We start from the raw sequence: 20,296 nt of genomic DNA, 5'->3' as shown, positions 1-20,296 counted from the left end.
TTGTCGGGTTGTTCGGAGGCACCGTCCGGATGATGAGGTGGCACGGTGACCAACCACGATGGAGCGGCGGCTGTTCGACCATTGACGCTGGCCTGGGTGAGCCGGCACCTAAAGGCCGGCGAACGAGTTGTTGGCACCGAGGCGCTGCACGGCGGCATCACCGCCGTGATGCGGAGGCTGACCATCAGCACGCGGGACGGCGGCACCCGTGATCTGGTGCTGCGGAGCATTGTCGACCCGTTCTACGTGCACGCCGAGGACTCGATGGGTAGGGAGCCGGGCGCTCTGGCCCTGCTCGAGGGAACCGACGTGCCGGCTCCTCGACTGGTCGCGGTTGATCCGACCGCCGCGCACTGCGAGTATCCGTCTCTCCTCATGACGCATCTTCCGGGCCGGACGATCCTCGACGACGAGGGAGTGGAGACGCGCGTCCCGCTGCTGGCCCGCCAGCTCGTGGCGATCCACGCGCTGCGACCCGACGAGCGGCCCCCGACGTACGTGACGCTGACGACCGCCGACACCGTCGTCGTCCCGCGGGGCGCCGACGCGGCGGCATGGGCCGCGGCGATCGACGTGATCCGCAGGCCCGCGCCGCCCTACGAGGGGCGATTTCTGCACCGGGACTTCCAACCCGGCAATGTGCTGTTCGACGTGCCGCCTGCAAACCCGGCAGGGGCCCGGATCACCGGCGTCGTCGACTGGGCGGCGACCTCTTGGGGCCCTGCGGACCTCGATGTTGCGCACTGCGCCACCAGTCTCGCGCTGCTGCACGGACCGGCGTGGGGTCTGCGGTTCGCTGAGGCGTACGAGGAGGCCGGCGGGACGCTGGCCGCGGCCCCGGACGAGCGGCTGTACTGGCAGGTACGGGACGGGCTGGCCTGCTCGGAGGAAGTGCACCTGGTGTCGCGGCCGTGGCGCGAGGCAGGCAGGACGGAGCTGACGAGGCGAGCCGTGGAGGAACGGCTGGATGCCTATGTCACGGCCCTGATGGACGCGTTGGGCTGATCCCAAGCGGTCCCGGGGCGCTGCCCCGGCCTCACCGTTCACCGCTCAATCAAGTGGGGGAATCGAGCAGACGCTGAGGAATTGCGCCGAGCGTCATTTCAGCGTCAGGATGTCGCCCGTAACGCCCACACCGCACATAATGCGCACGCAAAAAACCGCAGGTCAGAAGCCCTTCGCGGCCGGTTCAAGGATCGCGACACACTCCACATGGTGCGTCATCGGAAACAGATCGAACACCCGCAGCATCCGCACCCGATACCCCCCGCTCCGGAAGTACCCCAGATCCCGGGCCAACGCCGCCGGATCGCAGGCCACGTACGCGATCCGCCGCGCGCCCAGCGACGCCAGGTGTTCCACCGTCTTGCGACCCGCACCGGCCCGCGGCGGGTCCAGAACGACCAGGTCGACTTCCGAGATGCCCGTGCGCGGCAGGACCGCCTCGACCTTGCCCTGCTCGATCCGTACCCGGTCGAACCCGGCGAGGTTGTGCCGCGCGTCCTCCACCGCCCGCTTGCCGGACTCGATGCCCAGGACCGCGCCCGTGTCGCCGACGCGGTCGGCGAGGGCGCCGGCGAAGAGGCCGACACCGCAGTACAGGTCGAGCGCCATGTCGCCCTTGCGCGGCAGCAGGCCCTGCATGACCGCCGTCACCAGGGTGTCGGCGGCCTTCGGGTGGACCTGCCAGAAGCCGCCGCTGCCGACGCGGTAGGTGCGGCCGTCGGCGCGTTCGCGGACGAAGGGGCGGCCGTGGACGCGGTGCACGCCCCCGTCCTTCTCCCCGACCCGCATGACCGACACCGGACGGTCCAGTTCGACCAGGGGCAGCCGCGCTCCCGGCCGGGGGGTGAGGATCACCTGGCGGTCCTGGGAGCCGGAGGCCGCGATGGCCTCCACCGACTCCATGCCCGCCCAGTCGTGCTTCTCGATGCCCAGCTCGGAGACGCCCGGCGCCGCGATCATGCAGTGGTCGATCGGCTCGACCTCGTGCGAGCGGTGGCGGCGCAGGCCCGCGTTGCCGTCGGCGTCCACGGCGTACTGCACGCGCGTGCGCCACGCCGGGACCTCGCCGGCGGGCAGCTTGTCGCCCTCGGCCGGCATCACCGTGCCGTCCCAGCCGGCCTCCTCGGGGGTGAGGCCCGCGAGCCGCTTCAGCTGCTCGGCGACGACCTCCCCCTTGAGGCGGCGCTGGGCGCCCGGCTTGGCGTGCTGCCAGTCGCAGCCGCCGCAGCGGCCGGGGCCGGCGAAGGGGCAGGGGGCCTCGATACGGTCCTTGGAGGCGTCCAGGATCTCGACCGCGTCCGCGCGCAGGAAGCGGGCACCCTCCTCGCCCTCGGTGACCCGGGCCACGACCCGCTCACCGGGCAGCGCGTGCCGGACGAACAGCACCTGGCCCTCGGCGGTGCGTGCTACGCAGTGGCCGCCGTGGGCGACGGGGCCGACCTCGACCTCGTACTCCTCCCCTACCAGCGACCCGGCCGGCGACGTGTTCTGTTCTGCCTGCATGGCGGGGTGACTCCAGTGAAAGGGGGCGAGTGACGACAACAGCCGACCAGTCTACGTCGACCGCGAGGACTCCTTGGCCCGGTCGTGGTGGTCGTGGGCCGGGCCGCGCCGGACCGCGCCGGGCGCGTTCCAGTCCTGGCGCTTGCGGGCCCGCCGCTTGGCGGCCTCGGAGGACTCCAGCTGGTAGGGGACGGACGTCACCATGACGCCCGGGGTGAACAGCAGGCGGCCCTTGAGGCGCAGCGCGCTCTGGTTGTGGAGCAGGTGCTCGTACCAGTGGCCGACCACGTACTCCGGGATGATCACCGACACGGCGTCGCGCGGCGACTCCTTGCGCAGGCTCTTGACGTACTCGATCACCGGGCGGGTGACCTCCCGGTACGGCGAGTCCAGCACCTTCAACGGTACGTCGATCCCGCGCCGTTCCCACTCCTCGCGCAGCGTCTTGGTCTCGGCCGGGTCGACGTTGACGCTGAGCGCCTCCAGGCTGCCCGAGCGCAGCAGCTTGGCGTAGGACAGGGCGCGCAGCGCCGGGCGGTGGATCTTGGAGACGAGGACGACGGAGTGGACGCGGGAGGGGCGGACGACGTCATCGGTGTCGGGGCCCTCGGGGGGCGCGATCTCGTCGGCCACCCGGTCGTAGTGCCGGCGGATGGCGGTCATCGTGGCGTAGAAGATGCACATGCCGAGCAGCGCGACCCAGGCGCCGTGCGTGAACTTGGTGAAGAGCACCACGACCAGGACCAGGCCGGTGAAGAAGGCGCCGAAGGCGTTGATGCCGCGGGAGCGGACCATGCGGCGGCGGGCGGCCTGGTCCCGTTCCGTGGCCAGGTGGCGGTTCCAGTGGCGGACCATGCCGATCTGGCTGAGCGTGAAGGAGACGAACACGCCGACGATGTAGAGCTGGATCAGGCGGGTGGAGTCGGCGCCGTAGATCCAGACCAGCAGCATGGCGGCACCGGCCAGCAGCACGATGCCGTTGGAGAAGGCGAGGCGGTCGCCGCGGGTGTGCAGCTGGCGGGGCAGGTAGCGGTCCTGGGCGAGGATCGAGCCGAGCAGCGGGAAACCGTTGTACGCGGTGTTCGCGGCGAGGAAGAGGACGAGCGCGGTGGCGGCGGCCAGGACGATGAAGAGGAAGCTGCCCTTGCCGAAGACGGCCTCGGCGACCTGGGAGATCACCGGGTTCTGGACGTAGTCCGCGCCGACCGCGACGCCGTTGTGGATCAGGTCGGCGGCCGGGTTCTCGGCCATGTGGACGTCGGTCGCCATGGCCAGGCCGATGATGCCGCAGAACATGGTGACGGCGAGCAGGCCCATCATGGCGAGGGTGGTCGCCGCGTTCTTGGACTTGGGCTTGCGGAAGGCCGGGACGCCGTTGGAGATGGCCTCCACGCCGGTGAGCGCCGCACAGCCGGAGGAGAAGGCGCGCAGCAGGAGGAAGACCAGGGCGAAGCCGGCCAGGCCCTGGTGCTCGGGCTTGATCTCGTAGTCCGCGGTCGGCGCGTGCATGTCGTCGCCGAGCACGGCGCCGCGGAACGCACCCCAGACGATCATGATGAAGACGCCCGCGACGAAGACGTACGTCGGGATCGCGAAGAGCTTGCCGGACTCCTTGACGCCGCGCAGGTTCATCAGCGTCAGCAGCACGATGACGGCGAGGGCGCAGAAGACCTTGTGCTCGACGACGAACGGGATCGCCGAGCCCAGGTTCTCGATGCCGGAGGAGATGGAGACGGCCACGGTCAGGACGTAGTCGACCAGCAGCGCGCTGGCCACGGTCAGGCCGGCCCTGGGGCCGAGGTTGGTGGTCGCCACCTCGTAGTCGCCGCCGCCGCTCGGGTAGGCGTGGACGTTCTGCCGGTAGGACGCGACCACGGTGAACATCAGCACGACCACCGCGACGGCGATCCAGGGGCTGAAGTGGTACGCCGACACGCCCGCGATGGAAAGGACCAGCAGCACCTCGCCGGGGGCATATGCCACGGAGGAGAGCGGGTCGGAGGCGAAGACGGGGAGGGCGACGCGCTTCGGCAGGAGGGTCTCCCCCAGCCGGTCACTGCGCAGTGCGCGCCCGATCAGAATCCGCTTGGGCACGTCGGTCAGTTTGGACACAACAGAGGATCGTAAGCGTTCGAACGGGGGGTCGCCCACCCGCCACCCCCGCCGCGGCCGTCCTCTGCCCTCCGGGTGAAATCACAGGGCCGTGCGGCTACGGATTCCGCAGGTGACGGGCTTGGTGTGTCTATATGACAAAACTCGTTCCACCCATGCGAATTTCGCCACTTCAGCGGCCCTTCGCCGCCACCCGGGAGGCCGTATGCCCGCGCACGCCGAGCTGATCGGTGCCCTCGCCGCACTCGTCGGCCTCGGATTCCTCACCCGTGCCAGCGTGCGCAGCATCGGGCGCCGCCGGCCCCCGGCCCGCCCGTAGTCAGCAGCCAGCAGCCCATGACCCGAGGCCCCGTACCCTCCCCCGCCCCGCACCCCGCCGATACGTTGGTCCCGGACGGGGGAACCCGGCGTCCCGGGCCCCTGGAGGGGTCAGGGCCGACGGTCACCGGCATGATGGTCCCCCGCGGCCCGCGCACTGGCCGCACCATGCCGCCAGGTGAGCCGAAAGAGAGACATGAGCAAGACAGGAACGCAGGCCGGAAGGCCTGTCAGAAGGCCCGCAGGAAGCACGGTGTGACGCGATGCATATTGTCATCATGGGCTGCGGGCGCGTGGGCTCCGCTCTCGCCCACGCCCTGGAACAGCAAGGGCACACGGTCGCCGTGATCGACCAGGACCCCACCGCCTTCCGCCGCCTGGGCTCCTCGTTCGGCGGCCGCCGGGTCACCGGCGTCGGCTTCGACCAGGACACCCTGCGCGAGGCCGGCATCGAGGAGGCCGGGGCCTTCGCCGCCGTCTCCAGCGGGGACAACTCGAACATCATCGCCGCCCGGGTGGCCCGCGAGATGTTCGACGTCGAGCACGTCGCCGCGCGCATCTACGACCCCCGCCGCGCCGAGGTCTACCAGCGTCTGGGCATCCCCACCGTCGCGACCGTCCGCTGGACGGCCGACCAGATGCTGCGCCGCCTGCTGCCCTCGGGCGCCGAACCGCTGTGGCGCGACCCCACCGGCGGGGTCCAGCTCGCCGAGGTGCACACGGCGGCCTCCTGGGTCGGCCACAAGGTCAGCCGGCTCCAGGACGAGACGGGCGTGCGGGTGGCGTTCCTCACCCGGCTCGGGGAGGCGATCCTGCCCAGCTCGCAGACGGTGCTGCAGGAGGGCGACCTGGTGCACGTGATGATGCGCACCGACGAGGTCGACAAGGTCGAGGCGGCGTTCGCCAAGGGTCCCGAAGAGGAGGGCGGTCACTGATGAGGGTCGCCATTGCCGGAGCCGGCGCGGTCGGACGTTCGATCGCGGGCGAACTGCTGGAGAACGGGCACGAAATCCTGCTCATCGACAAGGCGCCGACCGCCATCTCGGTCGAGCGCGTGCCGATGGCGGAGTGGCTGCTCGCGGACGCGTGCGAGATCACGTCCCTGGACGAGGCCGCGCTCCAGCGCTGCAACGTCGTCATCGCCGCGACCGGCGACGACAAGGTCAACCTGGTCGTCTCCCTGCTGGCCAAGACCGAGTACGGCGTCCCGCGCGTCGTCGCCCGGGTGAACAACCCCAAGAACGAGTGGCTGTTCAACGAGTCCTGGGGCGTGGACGTCGCCGTCTCCACGCCGCGGCTGATGTCGGCCCTGGTCGAGGAGGCGGTGAGCGTCGGCGACCTGGTGCGGCTGCTGCGCTTCAGCCACGGCGACGCGAACCTGGTGGAGCTGACGCTGCCGGAGGAGTCCGCGCTGGCCGGCACGCGGGTCGGCGATGTGCAGTGGCCCGAGGACACCTCCCTGGTCACCATCATCCGCGGTACCCGCGTCCTGGCGCCGTCGCAGGAGGACTCGCTGGAGTCGGGCGACGAACTGCTCTTCGTCGCGGCACAGGACCGGGAGGGACAGCTGGAGGACCTGCTGTCGGCGCGGCGGGGCGGCTCCGCCGGCTGAGCGGGGGCCCGGGGGCGCCCGGAGCGTCCCGGGACGCCCCCGGCCTGCGGTGTTCCGGGCGCCCGGTCCGCGGTGACGTCAGTGGCGGGCGCGTCGCGGCCTGCGGTGTTCCGGGCGCCCGGTCCGCGGTGACGTCAGTCGCGGGCGCGTCGCGGCCGGCCGCCGCCCAGGCGGCGGAGCCGCGTGTCGGACACAGCCCCGCGCCCCTTGCGGGGCGCTCTCGTCACCCCTTGCGGTGACGGCCGCCCTCGGGATGCGTGCCCTCGGGATACGTGCCGAGGGCGGCCCGCTCCGCCTCCTCGGCCTTCTGCCGCTCCTCCTCCGCCTCCATCTCCGCGAACACGTCGATCGGCGCGGGCGCCTTCGCCAGGAAGACCCAGGTCAGCCAGACGGCGAGCAGGAAGGGCGGGATCTTCAGGGCCACCAGGACCCAGCCGAGCTCCGTGGTGTCCGCCCACCAGTACAGCGGGAAGAGGATCGCGCACTTGGCGAGCAGGATCAGCCCCCAGGCCCAGCTGGCCTTGGCGTACGCCTTCTTGCGGCCCGGGTTGCGGGTGCGCCAGGAGAGGTTCTCCTTGAAGACCGGGCCGAGGATCAGGCCGATCAGCGGGACACCGGCGAGCGTCGTGACGATGTACGCCAGCCCCAGCGCGCAGGTGTAGAGCATGCCGGGCAGGTAGAAGTCCTTGGCGTTGCCGGTCATCATCGCGAAGACGACGCCGAAGGCCACCCCGAAGACGCCGCTGAAGGCGTGCTTGACGGTGTCCTTCATCGCCAGGCGGACCACGACCAGCACGATCGACACGGCCAGCGCCGCGATCGCCGACATGCGCAGGTCCTTGTTGACCGTGTAGATCGTGACGAAGAGCAGACCCGGCAGAACCGTCTCGATCATGCCCCGCACGCCGCCGAAGGCTTCGAAGAGGGCGGCCTCCGTCACCGCCCGCGCGTCGTCCGCTCCCGTGTCCTCAATGTCCTCAGTCGGCTTGTCGAGGGACGTCACCGGCTACTCCCGTCCGAGGGGTCGCAGTTCGTACTTGGGGTTGAACAGCACCCGGCGGCCCCGGCTCATGGAGATCCGGCCCGATGCGATGAGCTTGCGTCCCGGTTCTATGCCCGTGATGGAACGCCTGCCCAGCCACACGACGTCCAAAGCCGCGGAGCCGTCGAACAGCTCGGCCTCCAGCGCGGGGACTCCCGCCCGCGGACGCAGCGTGACCGTGCGCAAGGTACCAGTAACCGAGACGACCTGCCGGTCCTGGCAGTCGCCGATGCGGGTGCAGCCGGTGGTCTCGGTGTCCTCCCGCAGCTCCTCCGACTCCAGGTCCTCCTGCGAGGAGGAGAGCCGGTCGAACATGCGCCGGAACCGGCCCGTCGGCTTGCCGGAACGAGGAACAGCACTCATACCTGAAGCGTACCGGGACGCGCCGACAGCCGGGCATCCGCCGGGGAGGGAACCGGAACGCTCATTTCTCGAACCGGTAGCCCATGCCGGGCTCGGTGACGAAGTGCCGCGGGTGGGCGGGGTCCGCCTCCAACTTGCGGCGCAGCTGCGCCATGTAGACGCGCAGATAGTTCGTCTCCGTGCCGTACGACGGCCCCCACACCTCCTGGAGCAGCTGTTTCTGGCTGACCAGGCGGCCGGTGTTGCGCACCAGCACCTCCAGCAGATGCCATTCGGTGGGGGTCAGCCGTACGTCCTTCCCGCCCCGGACGACCTTCTTGGCGGCCAGGTCGACGCTGAAGCCGCCCGTGTCCACGATCACGTCGTCCGTGCCGCCCGGTACCGGTTCGGCCCGGCGGACCGCGGCCCGCAGCCGGGCCAGCAGTTCGTCCATGCCGAAGGGCTTGGTGACGTAGTCGTCGGCGCCCGCGTCCAGCGCCTCCACCTTCTCGTCGGAGGAGTGCCGGGCGGACAGCACCAGGATGGGCACCCGGGTCCAGCCGCGCAGCCCCTTGATCACGTCGACGCCGTCCATGTCGGGCAGGCCCAGGTCGAGGACGATCACGTCGGGGTGGCGGGCGGCGGCGAGCTGGAGGGCGGTGGCGCCGTCGTGGGCGGCGTCGACCTCGTACTGGCGCGCCTTGAGGTTGATCACGAGGGCACGCACGATCTGCGGCTCGTCGTCGATCACGAGCACCCGGGTCATCGGGCAGCCTGCCTTTCTGCTGGGGAAGCACTACGGGGTCGAGCGGCCGGTCCCGCCGCGCGCACCGTGAGGACCATGGTGAGGCCGCCGCCGGGGGTGTCCTCCGCGTCGAGGGTGCCGCCCATGGCCTCGGCGAAGCCGCGGGCCACGGCCAGGCCGAGCCCTACTCCGGCGCCGCGCGGGGCGTCCCCGTACCGCTGGAAGGGTTCGAATATGCGGTCCTTGGCCTCGTCCGGCACGCCGGGCCCCCGGTCGACGATCCGGACCTCGACCCGGTCCCCGAGAGCGCTGGCGGCGACCAGGACGCCGGCGCCGGGCGGGCTGTACTTGACGGCGTTCTCGACCAGGTTGGCCACCGACCGCTCCAGCAGCCCGGGGTCGACGGCGACCATGGGCAGCGTCTCGGGGATGTCCGCCTCCACGTCGGCCTCGGCGACCCCGACCAGGGCCATCGGCACCACCTCGTCGAGGTCGATCTCGCGGATCAGCGGGGTGACCGTGCCGGTCTGCAGCCGGGACATGTCGAGCAGGTTGCCCACCAGGTGGTCGAGGCGGTCGGCGCCCTCCTCGATGCCCTCCAGCAACTCGGCCTGGTCCTCCTCCGACCACGCCACGTCGTCGGAGCGCAGGCTGGAGACGGCCGCCTTGATCCCGGCCAGCGGGGTCCGCAGGTCATGGCTGACGGCGGCCAGCAGGGCGGTGCGGATGCGGTTGCCCTCGGCCAGCGTGCGGGCCTGGTCGGCCTCCTCGCGCAGCCGCCGCCGGTCCAGTACGACGGCGGCCTGGGCGGCGAAGGCGGCGAGCACCCGGCGGTCCTCGGCGGGCAGGACCCGGCCGGTCAGCGCCAGCGCCATGTGGTCGCCGACCGGCATGTCCACGTCCGCGTCCTCGGGGCGTTCGACGGGCGGTCCCTGGCCGGCCCGGCCGGCGCAGGTCCAGGGGGCCACGTCGCTCTCGCGCTCCAGGAGGGCGGCCGACTCCAGGCCGAAGGTCTCCCGGACCCGTTCCAGCAGCGCCTCCAGGCTGGTCTCGCCGCGCAGCACGTCACCGGCGAGGAAGGAGAGGATCTCCGACTCGGCGCGCAGCCGGGCCGCCTGGTGGGTGCGCCGGGCCGCCAGGTCGACGACCGAGGCGACGGAGACGGCGACGCCGACGAATATCGCCAGCGCCAGGATGTTCTTGGGGTCGGAGATGGTGATGCGGCTGACCGGCGGGGTGAAGAACCAGTTCAGCAGCAGGGAGCCGACCGCGGCCGAGGCGAGCGCCGGGTAGAGCCCGCCCAGCAGCGCGGCGGCGACGGTGAGCGCCAGGTAGAGCAGGACGTCGTTGGCGAGGCCGAGGTGGACGCTGTCCAGCACGGGCGTCAGCAGCAGCGGACCGCCGATGCCGGCGAGCCAGCCCCACAGCAGCCGCCACCGGCCCAGCCTGGCCCCGCGGGCCACGGGCAGTCCGCGGCCCTTGGCGACCTCCTCGTGGGTGACGATGTGCACGTCCAGGTCGGGTCCCGACTCGCGGGCGACCGTGGCGCCGACGCCGGGGCCGAAGACGTACTGCCAGGTCTTGCGGCGGGAGGAGCCCAGCACGATCTGGGTGGCGTTGACCCCGCGCGCGAAGTCCAGCAGGGCGGCCGGTATGTCGTCGCCGACCACGTGGTGGAAGGTGCCGCCGAGGTCCTCGACCAGGGTGCGCTGCACCGCCAGTTCCTTCGGGGAGGCGGAGGTCAGCCCGTCGCTGCGGGCTATGTAGACGGCGAGCACCTCGCCGCCGGCGCCCTTCTCCGCGAGGCGCGCGGCCCGCCGGATCAGCGTCCGGCCCTCGGGACCGCCGGTCAGGCCGACCACGATCCGCTCCCGGGAGCCCCAGATCCGCGACACCCGGTGGTCGCTGCGGTACTGCTTCAGATACGCGTCGACGCGGTCGGCCACCCACAGCAGGGCCAGTTCCCGCAGGGCGGTGAGGTTGCCGGGGCGGAAGTAGTTCGACAGGGCCGCGTCGACCTTGTCGGGCTGGTAGACGTTGCCGTGCGCCATGCGGCGGCGCAGCGCCTCGGGGTCCATGTCGACCAGCTCGATCTGGTCGGCGCGGCGCACCACCTCGTCCGGCACGGTCTCCCGCTGCCGTACGCCGGTGATGGACTCGACGACGTCGCCGAGCGACTCCAGGTGCTGGATGTTGACGGTGGAGATGACGTCGATCCCGGCGGCCAGCAGTTCCTCCACGTCCTGCCAGCGCTTGGCGTTGCGCACGCCGGGGACGTTGGTGTGGGCCAGCTCGTCCACCAGGGCCACCCGGGGTCGCCGGGCCAGCACCGCGTCCAGGTCCATCTCCTCGAAGAGCGTCCCGCGGTACTCCACCGTCCGGCGCGGCACCTGCTCCAGGCCGCGCAGCATCACCTCGGTGCGCGGACGGCCGTGGTGCTCCACGAAGGCCACGGCGCAGTCGGTGCCGCGCTCCACCCGCCGGTGCGCCTCGGAGAGCATGGCGTACGTCTTGCCGACGCCCGGCGCCGCGCCGAGGTAGATCCGAAGCCTGCCGCGTCCCATGTCCTCATTGTCTTCCGCCACCCGCCGGCCGCCGACCGCTGCCCGCGCAGCGTCGACCCTACGACCGGCGACCGGGGCGAATCGGACGGATCGCGGCGCCTGAGGCGTCTTTGACGCAACTCTGACGCGGGGCGGCTTCCCCCGTCGACGGCGAAGGGCCGCGTACCCCGGGTGGGGTACGCGGCCCTGCCGTGCCCTGCCGGGTACCCGTCGCGGTACACGGCCCCGCCACGCGCGCGTGGGCCGCCGCCCCGCGCGCCACGTCGGTCAGCGGACCTCGGTGATCTCCGGTCCGCGCTGGAGCTGGCCCATGCCGCCGGCGAAGCGGGAGCCCTCTTCCTGCTGGACGCCCTCGGGGACCATCTGCGCGTCGTTCGGCAGCTTCAGCACGATGGGGTCGCGGGGGGCCATCGGGCCCTCGCCGCGGACCACGACCGTGTCCCGGAAGATCTGCTCCAGCAGGCCGGCCGCCTGCGGCTGCACCGCGCCCTGCCCGGAGATCACCCCGCGCAGGAACCAGCGGGGGCCGTCCACGCCGACGAACCGCACGACCTGGAAGCCGCCGGTGCCGTCCGGCAGCTTGACCGGCACCTGGGCCCGCAGCTCCCAGCCGAGGGGGCCCTCGACCTCGTCGATGATGCCGCCCTGCTGGGTGATGCCGGAGGCGATCTCCTCGCGGACCTCGCCCCAGATGCCCTCGCGCTTGGGGGCGGCGAACGCCTGGAGCTGGATGGCGCTGTCGCGCAGCACAACGGTGGCTGCGACGATCGCGTCGCCCGCGACCTCCACCCGCAGTTCCATGCCGTCGACACCGGGCACGAACAGGCCGCCCAGGTCCACCCGGCCCTCGGCCGGGTCACGGACCTCGGTGCTGTCCCAGGGCCCGTCGGGCCGCGGCTCCGGCTCCAGCCGTACGCGGGTGCCCTCGTCGTCCGCCTCGGTGTCGACGCTGTCGACGACCTGCTCGGCCTCGCCGGCCGCGTCCTCGGCGGCACCCTTCTTCTTGCGACGTCCGAACACGTCACTGTCCTTCCCGGTCGGATACGACCGAAGCGTATCGATTCCCACCCGTCGGACCGCCTTCGACGGCCCGACCGCTTGTGCCGCTTGCCGGGCCCGCGCCGGCGTGTCCGCCGGTGGACCCGAAGCCCCCCTCGGCCCGTGCCGCGTCGGGAAGTTCCGCGACCTGGCGGAAGCGGACCCTCTCGACCTGCTGGACGACCAGTTGGGCAATCCGGTCGAAGCGCTCGAACCGCACGGCCTCGCGCGGGTCGAGATTCACCACGATCACCTTGATCTCCCCACGGTACCCGGCATCAATCGTCCCCGGGGCATTCACGAGGGCGACACCGCAGCGGGCCGCGAGGCCGGAACGGGGGTGCACGAAGGCCGCGTACCCCTCCGGGAGGGCCACGGAAACGCCCGTGGGCAGGACGGCCCGCTCACCGGGCGCCAGCTCGCACGCGACGGTGGTCCGCAGATCGGCGCCCGCGTCGCCGGGGTGCGCGTACGTCGGAAGCGGTACGTCCGGATCGACGCGCCGGAGCAGGACCTCCAGCGGGGCGCGGCTCACGGGTTCACCTCGAAGGCGCGCGCCCGGCGCACCTGGTCCGGGTCGTCCAGCGCGGCCCGGATCTCCTCCGGCCGGCCGTGGTCGGTGAAGTGCCCGACCTCGACCTCGACGAAGAGGGCGTCCGCGCGCACCGCGACGGGGCCGTCGGGGCCGCCGATCCGGCCGGTGGCGGTGGAGTAGATCTTGCGGCCGGCCACCGCGGTCACCTCGGCCGCCAGGTGCAGGGTGGCGCCGACCGGCACGGGCAGCAGGAAGTCGGTCTCCAGCCGTCCGGTCACCGCGATCGTGCGCAGCAGCCAGCCGAGCGAGCCGAGGGTCTCGTCCAGGGCGCTGGTCAGCACCCCGCCGTGCGCGAGGCCGGGGGCACCCTGGTGGGCGGGCTGGACGGTGAACTCCGCGGTGATCGTCACGCCCTCGCCGGCCCGCGCCGCCAGGCGCAGTCCGTGGGGCTGGTCGCCGCCGCAGCCGAAGCACTGTCCGTAATGCGCGCCGAGCAGCTCGCCGGGGGCGGGCGCGTCGGGGTGCCGTACGGGTTTCACGGCGTCGACGGGGGGCTGAAGGGCCGGGGAAGTACCACTCACAGGCGCAGACCTTACCTGTCCGACCTGGCTGCGCCCCCGCCGTGAACCCGTGCCAAGCTTGGCTCCATGCAGCTCTCCGCCGCCCCGTACGAAGAACGCCTCACCACGCCCCGCTCCTCGTGGCTGCTGTGCTTCCTGGTGGGTCTCGCGATCGCCATCGTCCTGGTGCCCTTCGGCACGCTCCCGATCCTCGGCGGCCTGGCCTGCGGTACGGCCGCGGCGGCGGTGGTCGCCAGTTCGTACGGCTCGGTCCGCATCCGGGTCGTGGGCGGCTCGCTGATCGCGGGCGAGGCGAAGATCCCGGTCACGGCGCTGGGCGAGGCCACGGTGATGGACGCGGAGGAGGCCCGTGCCTGGCGCACGTACAAGGCCGACACCCGCGCCTTCCTGCTGCTGCGCGCCTACATCCCCACGGCGCTGCGCGTCGAGGTCACCGACCCCGACGACCCGACGCCGTACCTTTACCTGTCGACCCGCGAGCCCGAGCGGCTGGCCGAGGCACTGGAGGCGGCGAGGGCGGCCGCGTAGTCAGTGGCCTTTCCCTGACCACCCCTCTCCGGACGCCGCGGGCCTTTCCCACCGCTCCGCTCCGGGCCGGCGCGCTCGGCGGCCTTCCGCGACGCCGCTCCCGGCCCTCGCCGTCAGCGGTCTTCCCCGTCGCCCCGCTCCCGGCCGTCCAGTTCCAGCGCGTCCTCGGGCACCTCCAGGGGCGGCAGGGCGGGCAGCTTCTCCCAGGGCACCTGGTGCTTGCGCAGGTCGGCGCGGACGCGGGCGGCGAGCTTGTGGGTGTCGCGGCGGTTCATGACCGCGCCGACGGCGGCTCCGACCATGAACGGCATCAGGTTGGGCAGGTTGCGCACCATCCGCTTCATGATCTGCTGGCGCAGTTGGCGCTTCAGATGGCCGTTCACGGCCGTGCCGAACGTCGACGGCTTGGTCACGTCGACGCCGCGCTCGTCCGACCAGGCGTTCAGGTACGCGGTGCTGCGCTGGGTGAGGCCGCCGGGCGGGCGTACGCCGTAGACCTCGTGGAGTTCGGCGATCAGCTTCAGTTCGATGGCCGCGACGCCGGTCACCTCCGCGGCCAGCTCGGTGGGCATGGCCGGCGGCACGGGGAGCATCGCCGCCGCGCCGACGCCCGCGCCGACGGTGGCCGTGGCCTTGGTGGCACCGGCCACCAGCCGGTCGGCCAGTTCCTCGGGCCCGAGGCCGGGGAACTGGCGGCGGAGCGTCGCCAGGTCCCGTACGGGGACCCGCGGGGCGATCTCGATGACGCGGTCGGCGAGATGCGCCAGGGCGGCCCTGGCGCGGTCCTTGCCCTTGTGGGCGCCCGCCGCCGCCTTCTGCCGGAGCACCGCTGCCCGGCGCCGGACAGCGGGCACCTCGGTCGGCGCCGGGACCGGGAGGTCAGTCCGGTCGGCAGCCGGTTCGAGCGAGGCCGTTCCCGGGAGGGTCGGGCCTCGCTCGTCGTCACGCGCGCGATGGGGGCCGTCGGACGGCCCTTGGTCCGCTCCCCGCTGGGAGAAGCGGCGCTTCCAGGGAGGGGTCGAGCCAGTCACGGCCGACCCCGCCTCAGTCGCAGTCGCGGCAGATCGGCTGGCCGTTCTTCTCCCGGGCCAGCTGGCTGCGGTGGTGCACCAGGAAGCAGCTCATGCAAGTGAACTCGTCCTGCTGCTTGGGCAGTACTCGGACTGCCAGCTCCTCGTTCGAGAGGTCGGCTCCGGGAAGCTCGAGGCCTTCGGCGGCCTCGAACTCGTCGACGTCCACGGCGGAAGCCGACTTGTCGTTCCGGCGAGCCTTCAGCTCTTCGAGGCTGTCCGAGTCGACGTCGTCGTCGGTCTTGCGTGGAGTGTCGTAATCGGTTGCCATGTCGCTCTCCCCCTCTGGGTGTCTGCGGTGTCTCCAGCGCACGTAACGCGTGAGAGGCCGGACTTGTGCCCGACCCGAGGCGGAGATTTTGCCTCACATCAAGGTCTGTTACTCAATCGACACCCAACCGGACTCCGCTCGAGTGATCGGCTTGGATGGCGATGGGGACCGTACACGGTCCGAATACCGCACGCCAAAGGCGTCTCACCGTGTACTTCCCGTGATCAAGACCCCTGAAAACCCGGACTTTCCCGGCTTTCCGGCAGAGTTCTTGGCCACGGAGAGTGGATGGCCGGAAAAGCGCCGCTGTGATCGATCACACAGGCGAGCACCGGAGCCTCGGTCTGAAAATTCCGCGCAAAGCGAACAAGCCCGGACCTCGGAACAGTGATCGGCGTCATGATCTCAGATCGGCGCGCCGTCTCAGACCGGCAGGGTCACCCTCATCACGAGTCCACCTCCCTCGCGCGGCTGGGCGTAGATGTGGCCGCCGTGCGCCCGGGCCACGGAACGGACGATGGACAGCCCGAGGCCGACGCCCTTGTCGCTGCCGGTCCGCTCGGTGCGCAGCCGCCGGAACGGCTCGAAGAGGTTGTCGATCTCGTACGCCGGCACCACCGGGCCGGTGTTCGTCACCACGAGGACCGCCTGGCCGTGCTCCACCTCGGTGGTGACCTCGACCCAGCCGCCCTCGGCGATGTTGTACCGCACGGCGTTCTGCACCAGGTTCAGGGCGATGCGCTCCAGCAGGACGCCGTTGCCCTGGACGACGGCGGGCGCACGCCGCCCGCGCAGTTCGACGCCCTTGGCCTCGGCCTCGGCCAGCGTCTGGTCGACGGCCTGGGTCGCGACCTCGGCGAGGTCCACGGGCTTGCGCTCCACGATCTGGTTGTCGCTGCGGGCGAGCAGCAGCAGGCCCTCGACGAGCTGCTCGCTGCGCTCATTGGTGGCCAGCAGGGTCTTGCCGAGCTGCTGGAGCTCCACCGGGGCGCCGGGGTCCGACAGGTGCACCTCCAGGAGCGTGCGGTTGATCGCCAGCGGGGTGCGCAGTTCGTGCGAGGCGTTGCCGACGAAGCGCTGCTGTGCGGTGAACGCCCGCTGGAGGCGCTCCAGCATCTCGTCGAAGGTGTCCGCCAGCTCCTTCAGCTCGTCGTCCGGGCCGTCCAGCTCGATCCGGCGGGACAGGTCGGAGCCCGCCACCGCGCGCGCGGTGCGGGTGATGCGGCCCAGCGGCAGCAGGACCCGGCCGGCCATGGCGTAGCCGAACGCGAAGGCGATCACGGCCAGGCCCAGCAGGGCCAGCAGCGAGCGGCTGAGCAGGCTGTCCAGGGCATGCTGGCGCTGCTCGTTGACGCAGTCGTTCATCGCGGAGTTGAACACTTCGGGCACCGCGTTGGTGGGCAGGTTGCAGGTGTCGCTGGTGACACTGCCCGAGGTGATCTTGAACGGCAGATCGCTGCCCACGTCCAGGGCCTGCGCCGCCAGCAGGTAGATGATCGACAGCAGCACGATGCCGGCGATCAGGAACATACCGGCGTACAGCAGCGTGAGCCTTATCCGGATGGTGGGGCGCAGCCACGGGAAAGGGGCGGCCGACGGGGGGTCCCAGGTGGGTTTCGGAGGCGCCTGCGGGGGCGCGGGGGACGCAGCCACGGCCGATCAGATCCGGTAGCCGGAGCCGGGTACGGTGACGATCACCGGGGGCTCGCCGAGCTTGCGGCGCAGGGTCATCACGGTCACCCGGACGACGTTGGTGAACGGGTCGGTGTTCTCGTCCCAGGCCTTCTCCAGGAGCTGTTCGGCGGAGACGACCGCGCCCTCGCTGCGCATGAGCACCTCCAGGACGGCGAACTCCTTGGGCGCGAGCTGCACCTCCTTGCCGTCGCGGAAGACCTCGCGGCGGTTGGGGTCGAGCTTGATCCCGGCGCGCTCCAGGACCGGCGGCAGGGGCACGCTGGTGCGCCGGCCGAGGGCCCGGACCCGGGCGATCAGCTCGCTGAACGCGAAGGGCTTGGGCAGATAGTCGTCGGCGCCGATCTCCAGCCCCTCGACCCGGTCGCTGACGTCACCGGAGGCCGTGAGCATCAGCACGCGCGTGGGCATGCCCAGCTCGACGATCTTGCGGCAGACGTCGTCGCCGTGCACGAGGGGGAGGTCGCGGTCGAGGACGACCACGTCGTAGTCGTTGACGCCGATGCGCTCCAGGGCGGCCGCACCGTCGTACACGACGTCGACGGCCATGGCCTCCCGGCGGAGTCCGGTGGCCACCGCATCGGCGAGCAGCTGCTCGTCCTCGACGACGAGTACGCGCACGTCGCTTGTCCTTCCTGTGTCCGCCCGGCCGCGCCTGGCGGGCGCACGCGGGCAGGGGTCTGGTGGGTGTGTTGACCTCCATCCTGCCCTTTTCGGCCATAAGTCGGCTGTAAGGCGGGGGCGGGGCCCACGGTGCTCAGGATGGTCAGCGGGCCCCCGGCGGCACCCGGCGGCGCCCAGGCCCCGGTGCCCTGGAGAAAACCGGTCCGAACGGGAATGCGAGATTTTCTCGGAAGGTTGAGGTTTCCGCGGAAGGGAGCGGGGGGAGGACGGCTTTACACCCCGCGATCACGCTCTGCCCGTACCGCACGACCGGCGGTGCGCGGCGCCCCTTCGCCGCAGGGCGGGCGCGGGTGTCCGGCACCGTCGCCGCCCGGTCGCGCGGCGCTGGGCACCTTCGCAGACGTGATCGCCCCTTCCGAACGGCACACCCCCGTGCCATCGACCCACGACCCAGGACGAGGGGGCGCAGCATGGACGCTTTCACCACAGGACTTCTGCAGCGCATAAAGGCGACCGAGTCCGACCTGTCGCGGGCCCGTGACGAGGGGGACGACTTCCTCGTCGAGGTGGAGCTCGGCGAGCTGGACGACCTCCGCCGCCTCGCCGCCGAGCACGGCGTGGAGGTCACCGCGACCAGCGGCTGACCGCCCCGCGCGCTCACAGGACCGCGCCCGCACGACACCGCACCCCCGGCGAATCCAGCGCCGGGGGTGCGGTGCGTCCGTCGGGACGGGCGGCGTCAGTCGTGCCAGGCGCCGAGTTCCTCCAGGAGCCGCTGGAGGGGCTCGAAGACGCCCGGGGTGGCGGCGACCGTCAGGTCGTCCGTCGGGCGCTCACCGGGGCGTCCGCCGGTCAGCGCGCCCGCCTCCCGGGCGATGAGGTCACCGGCGGCACGGTCCCAGGGGTGCAGACCGCGCTCGTAGTACCCGTCGAGGCGGCCCGCGGCCAGGTCGCACAGGTCGATCGCGGCCGAGCCGCCGCGCCGGATGTCCCGCAGCCGCGGGATCAGCTGCCGGGCGACCTCCGCCTGGTGCGTGCGGACCTCGGCGACGTAGTTGAACCCGGTGGAGACCAGGGCCTGGTCCAGCGGCGGCGCGGGCCGGCAGGTGAGCCGGCGCTCGCCCTTCCAGGAGCCGGTCGCCCAGGCCCCGCCGCCGCGTATCGCGTGGTACGTCTCGCCGCGCATCGGCGCCGCGACCACTCCGGCGACGGTCTCGCCGTCCTGCTCGGCGGCGATGGAGACGGACCAGGTCGGCAGCCCGTACAGGTAGTTCACCGTGCCGTCGAGCGGGTCGATCACCCAGCGGACGCCGCTGGTGCCCTCGACGGAGGCGCCCTCCTCGCCGAGGAAGCCGTCGTCCGGGCGGCGGTCGGCGATCAGCGTGGTGATCAGCTTCTCCGCCGCGATGTCCATCTCGGTGACCACGTCGATCGGGCTGGACTTGGTGGCGGCGACCGCAAGGTCGGCGGGGCGCCCGTCCCGCAGCAGCTCGCCCGCGCGGCGGGCGGCCTCCCGGGCGGTCTCCAGCAGCTCGGCGTGCAGGGGGTCGGTCACGTCGGTCACAGGGCTGGTCACGGCCTTCCTCACGCGTAGGGGCTGTCGGCGCCCGCGGCGGCGGGGCGGGGGGCGCGGGCCGGGCAGCAGCCCACCGGGCAGAGGTTGTGGCTGGCGCCCAGCGCGCCCAGGGCGCACGGTGTGACGCCGCGGCCCTGCTCGGCGGCGGCGCGCTCCAGGACCAGGTCGCGGACCGCGGCGGCGAACCGCGGGTCGGCGCCGACGGTGGCCGAGCGGCGCACCGGCAGCCCCAGCTCCTCGGCCTTGGCCGTGGCCTCCGTGTCGAGGTCGTAGAGGACCTCCATGTGGTCGGAGACGAAGCCGATGGGGGCCATGACGACGGCCGGGACCCCGGCCGCGTGCCGCTCCTCCAGGTGGTCGCAGATGTCGGGCTCCAGCCACGGGATGTGCGGGGCGCCGGAACGGGACTGGTAGACGAGCTGCCAGGGACGGTCGACGCCGGTGCGCTCGCGGACCGCGTCGGCGATCACCTGGGCCACGTCCAGGTGCTGGCGGACGTACGCGCCGCCGTCGCCGTGCTCCTCCACCGGGCCGGAGGTGTCGGCGGCGGAGGTCGGGATGGAGTGGGTGGTGAAGGCGATCTGGGCGCCGTCGCGGACGTCGTCGGGAAGGTCCTCGATCGACCGCACCAGCCCGTCGACCATCGGCTCGACGAAGCCCGGGTGGTTGAAGTAGTGCCGCAGCTTGTCGATCCTCGGCAGCTCCAGGCCCTCCTCCTGGAGGGTGGCCAGGGCGTCGGCGAGGTTCTCGCGGTACTGGCGGCAGCCCGAGTAGGAGGCGTACGCGCTGGTGGCGAGGACCAGGACGCGGCGGCGGCCGTCGCGGACCATCTCGCGCAGGGTGTCCGTCAGGTAGGGCGCCCAGTTGCGGTTGCCCCAGTAGACCGGCAGGTCCAGGCCGTGCTCGGCGAAGTCCTTGCGCAAGGCGTCCAGCAGGGCGCGGTTCTGGTCGTTGATCGGGCTGACCCCGCCGAAGAGGAAGTAGTGCTGACCCACCTCCTTCAGGCGTTCCTTGGGGATGCCGCGGCCGCGCGTCACGTTCTCCAGGAACGGGACGACGTCGTCGGGTCCTTCAGGGCCGCCGAAGGAGAGCAGGAGGAGGGCGTCGTAGGGGGTGGCATCGAGCACGTCTGGCATGT

The 20,296-nt window shown here is 72.0% G+C and carries 20 protein-coding genes; 5 read left to right on the top strand and 15 right to left on the bottom strand.

Annotation, left to right across the window (positions count from 1 at the left end; all coding sequences use genetic code 11):
- Window positions 1-96: 96 nt before the first annotated feature.
- The gene (locus ACZ3IG_RS14095) at window positions 97-1,005 is read left to right on the top strand and encodes a phosphotransferase family protein (protein ID WP_467431848.1); all 909 of its coding nucleotides are present in this window, start codon (window positions 97-99) and stop codon (window positions 1,003-1,005) included.
- A 162-nt stretch (window positions 1,006-1,167) separates the two neighbouring features.
- Here ACZ3IG_RS14095 and ACZ3IG_RS14090 read toward each other — a convergent pair whose 3' ends face one another.
- Window positions 1,168-2,508, bottom strand: a complete 1,341-nt coding sequence (locus tag ACZ3IG_RS14090; RefSeq protein ID WP_467431847.1) for a class I SAM-dependent RNA methyltransferase — start codon at window positions 2,506-2,508, stop codon at window positions 1,168-1,170.
- A 51-nt stretch (window positions 2,509-2,559) separates the two neighbouring features.
- On the bottom strand, window positions 2,560-4,620 hold the full coding sequence (locus ACZ3IG_RS14085; RefSeq protein WP_467431846.1) for an APC family permease: 2,061 nt from the start codon (window positions 4,618-4,620) through the stop codon (window positions 2,560-2,562).
- Between the two features lie 581 nt (window positions 4,621-5,201).
- On the opposite strand from ACZ3IG_RS14085, the gene ACZ3IG_RS14080 reads away from it, so the two are divergent.
- Both ACZ3IG_RS14080 and ACZ3IG_RS14075 read left to right on the top strand, forming a co-directional pair.
- A complete protein-coding gene (locus ACZ3IG_RS14080; protein ID WP_189421006.1) occupies window positions 5,202-5,873 on the top strand; it encodes a potassium channel family protein in 672 nt (223 codons plus the stop codon).
- On the top strand, window positions 5,873-6,550 hold the full coding sequence (locus ACZ3IG_RS14075) for a potassium channel family protein (protein WP_215172653.1): 678 nt from the start codon (window positions 5,873-5,875) through the stop codon (window positions 6,548-6,550). Before ACZ3IG_RS14080 ends, ACZ3IG_RS14075 begins: the two co-directional genes overlap by 1 nt.
- Before the next feature lie 223 nt (window positions 6,551-6,773).
- Here ACZ3IG_RS14075 and ACZ3IG_RS14070 read toward each other — a convergent pair whose 3' ends face one another.
- The 7 genes from ACZ3IG_RS14070 to ACZ3IG_RS14040 form a co-directional block, all read right to left on the bottom strand.
- Window positions 6,774-7,553, bottom strand: coding sequence for a DUF3159 domain-containing protein (locus ACZ3IG_RS14070; protein ID WP_467431845.1), 780 nt, complete (start codon window positions 7,551-7,553; stop codon window positions 6,774-6,776).
- A 3-nt stretch (window positions 7,554-7,556) separates the two neighbouring features.
- On the bottom strand, window positions 7,557-7,955 hold the full coding sequence (locus tag ACZ3IG_RS14065) for an OB-fold nucleic acid binding domain-containing protein (RefSeq protein WP_467431843.1): 399 nt from the start codon (window positions 7,953-7,955) through the stop codon (window positions 7,557-7,559).
- A gap of 61 nt (window positions 7,956-8,016) precedes the next feature.
- Entirely contained in the window at window positions 8,017-8,700 is a 684-nt protein-coding gene (locus ACZ3IG_RS14060) for a response regulator (RefSeq protein ID WP_467431841.1), read from the bottom strand.
- A complete protein-coding gene (locus tag ACZ3IG_RS14055) occupies window positions 8,697-11,243 on the bottom strand; it encodes an ATP-binding protein (RefSeq protein ID WP_467431840.1) in 2,547 nt (848 codons plus the stop codon). The genes ACZ3IG_RS14060 and ACZ3IG_RS14055 overlap by 4 nt, the downstream gene beginning before the upstream one ends.
- Window positions 11,244-11,510: 267 nt before the next feature.
- On the bottom strand, window positions 11,511-12,263 hold the full coding sequence (locus tag ACZ3IG_RS14050) for a DUF3710 domain-containing protein (RefSeq protein WP_467431838.1): 753 nt from the start codon (window positions 12,261-12,263) through the stop codon (window positions 11,511-11,513).
- 1 nt (window position 12,264) lies between these two features.
- Window positions 12,265-12,816 (bottom strand): dUTP diphosphatase, encoded by a 552-nt coding sequence (gene dut, locus ACZ3IG_RS14045; protein ID WP_467431836.1) that lies wholly within the window; start codon window positions 12,814-12,816, stop codon window positions 12,265-12,267.
- Window positions 12,813-13,397 carry a PaaI family thioesterase gene (locus tag ACZ3IG_RS14040; protein WP_467431834.1) on the bottom strand — a complete coding sequence of 195 codons (585 nt, stop codon included), beginning with the start codon at window positions 13,395-13,397 and terminating at the stop codon, window positions 12,813-12,815. The genes dut and ACZ3IG_RS14040 overlap by 4 nt, the downstream gene beginning before the upstream one ends.
- Before the next feature lie 66 nt (window positions 13,398-13,463).
- On the opposite strand from ACZ3IG_RS14040, the gene ACZ3IG_RS14035 reads away from it, so the two are divergent.
- Window positions 13,464-13,925, top strand: a complete 462-nt coding sequence (locus ACZ3IG_RS14035; protein ID WP_467431833.1) for a DUF3093 domain-containing protein — start codon at window positions 13,464-13,466, stop codon at window positions 13,923-13,925.
- Between the two features lie 113 nt (window positions 13,926-14,038).
- Here the strand turns inward: ACZ3IG_RS14035 and ACZ3IG_RS14030 are convergent, their stop codons facing one another.
- From ACZ3IG_RS14030 to ACZ3IG_RS14015, 4 genes are all read right to left on the bottom strand, one after another.
- Window positions 14,039-14,956 carry a hypothetical protein gene (locus ACZ3IG_RS14030; RefSeq protein WP_467431831.1) on the bottom strand — a complete coding sequence of 306 codons (918 nt, stop codon included), beginning with the start codon at window positions 14,954-14,956 and terminating at the stop codon, window positions 14,039-14,041.
- A gap of 13 nt (window positions 14,957-14,969) precedes the next feature.
- Window positions 14,970-15,266, bottom strand: a complete 297-nt coding sequence (locus tag ACZ3IG_RS14025; RefSeq protein ID WP_003993510.1) for a DUF4193 domain-containing protein — start codon at window positions 15,264-15,266, stop codon at window positions 14,970-14,972.
- Between the two features lie 423 nt (window positions 15,267-15,689).
- The gene (locus tag ACZ3IG_RS14020; RefSeq protein WP_467431829.1) at window positions 15,690-16,919 is read right to left on the bottom strand and encodes a sensor histidine kinase; all 1,230 of its coding nucleotides are present in this window, start codon (window positions 16,917-16,919) and stop codon (window positions 15,690-15,692) included.
- 6 nt (window positions 16,920-16,925) lie between these two features.
- A complete protein-coding gene (locus ACZ3IG_RS14015) occupies window positions 16,926-17,579 on the bottom strand; it encodes a response regulator transcription factor (protein WP_003993508.1) in 654 nt (217 codons plus the stop codon).
- Window positions 17,580-18,052: 473 nt separating this feature from the next.
- Between ACZ3IG_RS14015 and ACZ3IG_RS14010 the strand changes: the two genes are divergently transcribed.
- Complete coding sequence (locus ACZ3IG_RS14010; protein ID WP_215172632.1) at window positions 18,053-18,226, top strand: hypothetical protein; 174 nt, start codon at window positions 18,053-18,055, stop codon at window positions 18,224-18,226.
- A gap of 95 nt (window positions 18,227-18,321) precedes the next feature.
- On the opposite strand, the gene ACZ3IG_RS14005 is transcribed toward ACZ3IG_RS14010, so the two are convergent.
- The gene (locus ACZ3IG_RS14005) at window positions 18,322-19,137 is read right to left on the bottom strand and encodes an inositol monophosphatase family protein (RefSeq protein ID WP_467432459.1); all 816 of its coding nucleotides are present in this window, start codon (window positions 19,135-19,137) and stop codon (window positions 18,322-18,324) included.
- A 29-nt stretch (window positions 19,138-19,166) separates the two neighbouring features.
- Complete coding sequence (locus tag ACZ3IG_RS14000) at window positions 19,167-20,294, bottom strand: ferrochelatase (RefSeq protein ID WP_467431827.1); 1,128 nt, start codon at window positions 20,292-20,294, stop codon at window positions 19,167-19,169.
- Between the last annotated feature and the right edge of the window lie 2 nt (window positions 20,295-20,296).

Source organism: Streptomyces sp. NPDC016677, from assembly GCF_055562815.1.
This window is presented reverse-complemented; position numbering and strand designations above follow the sequence as displayed.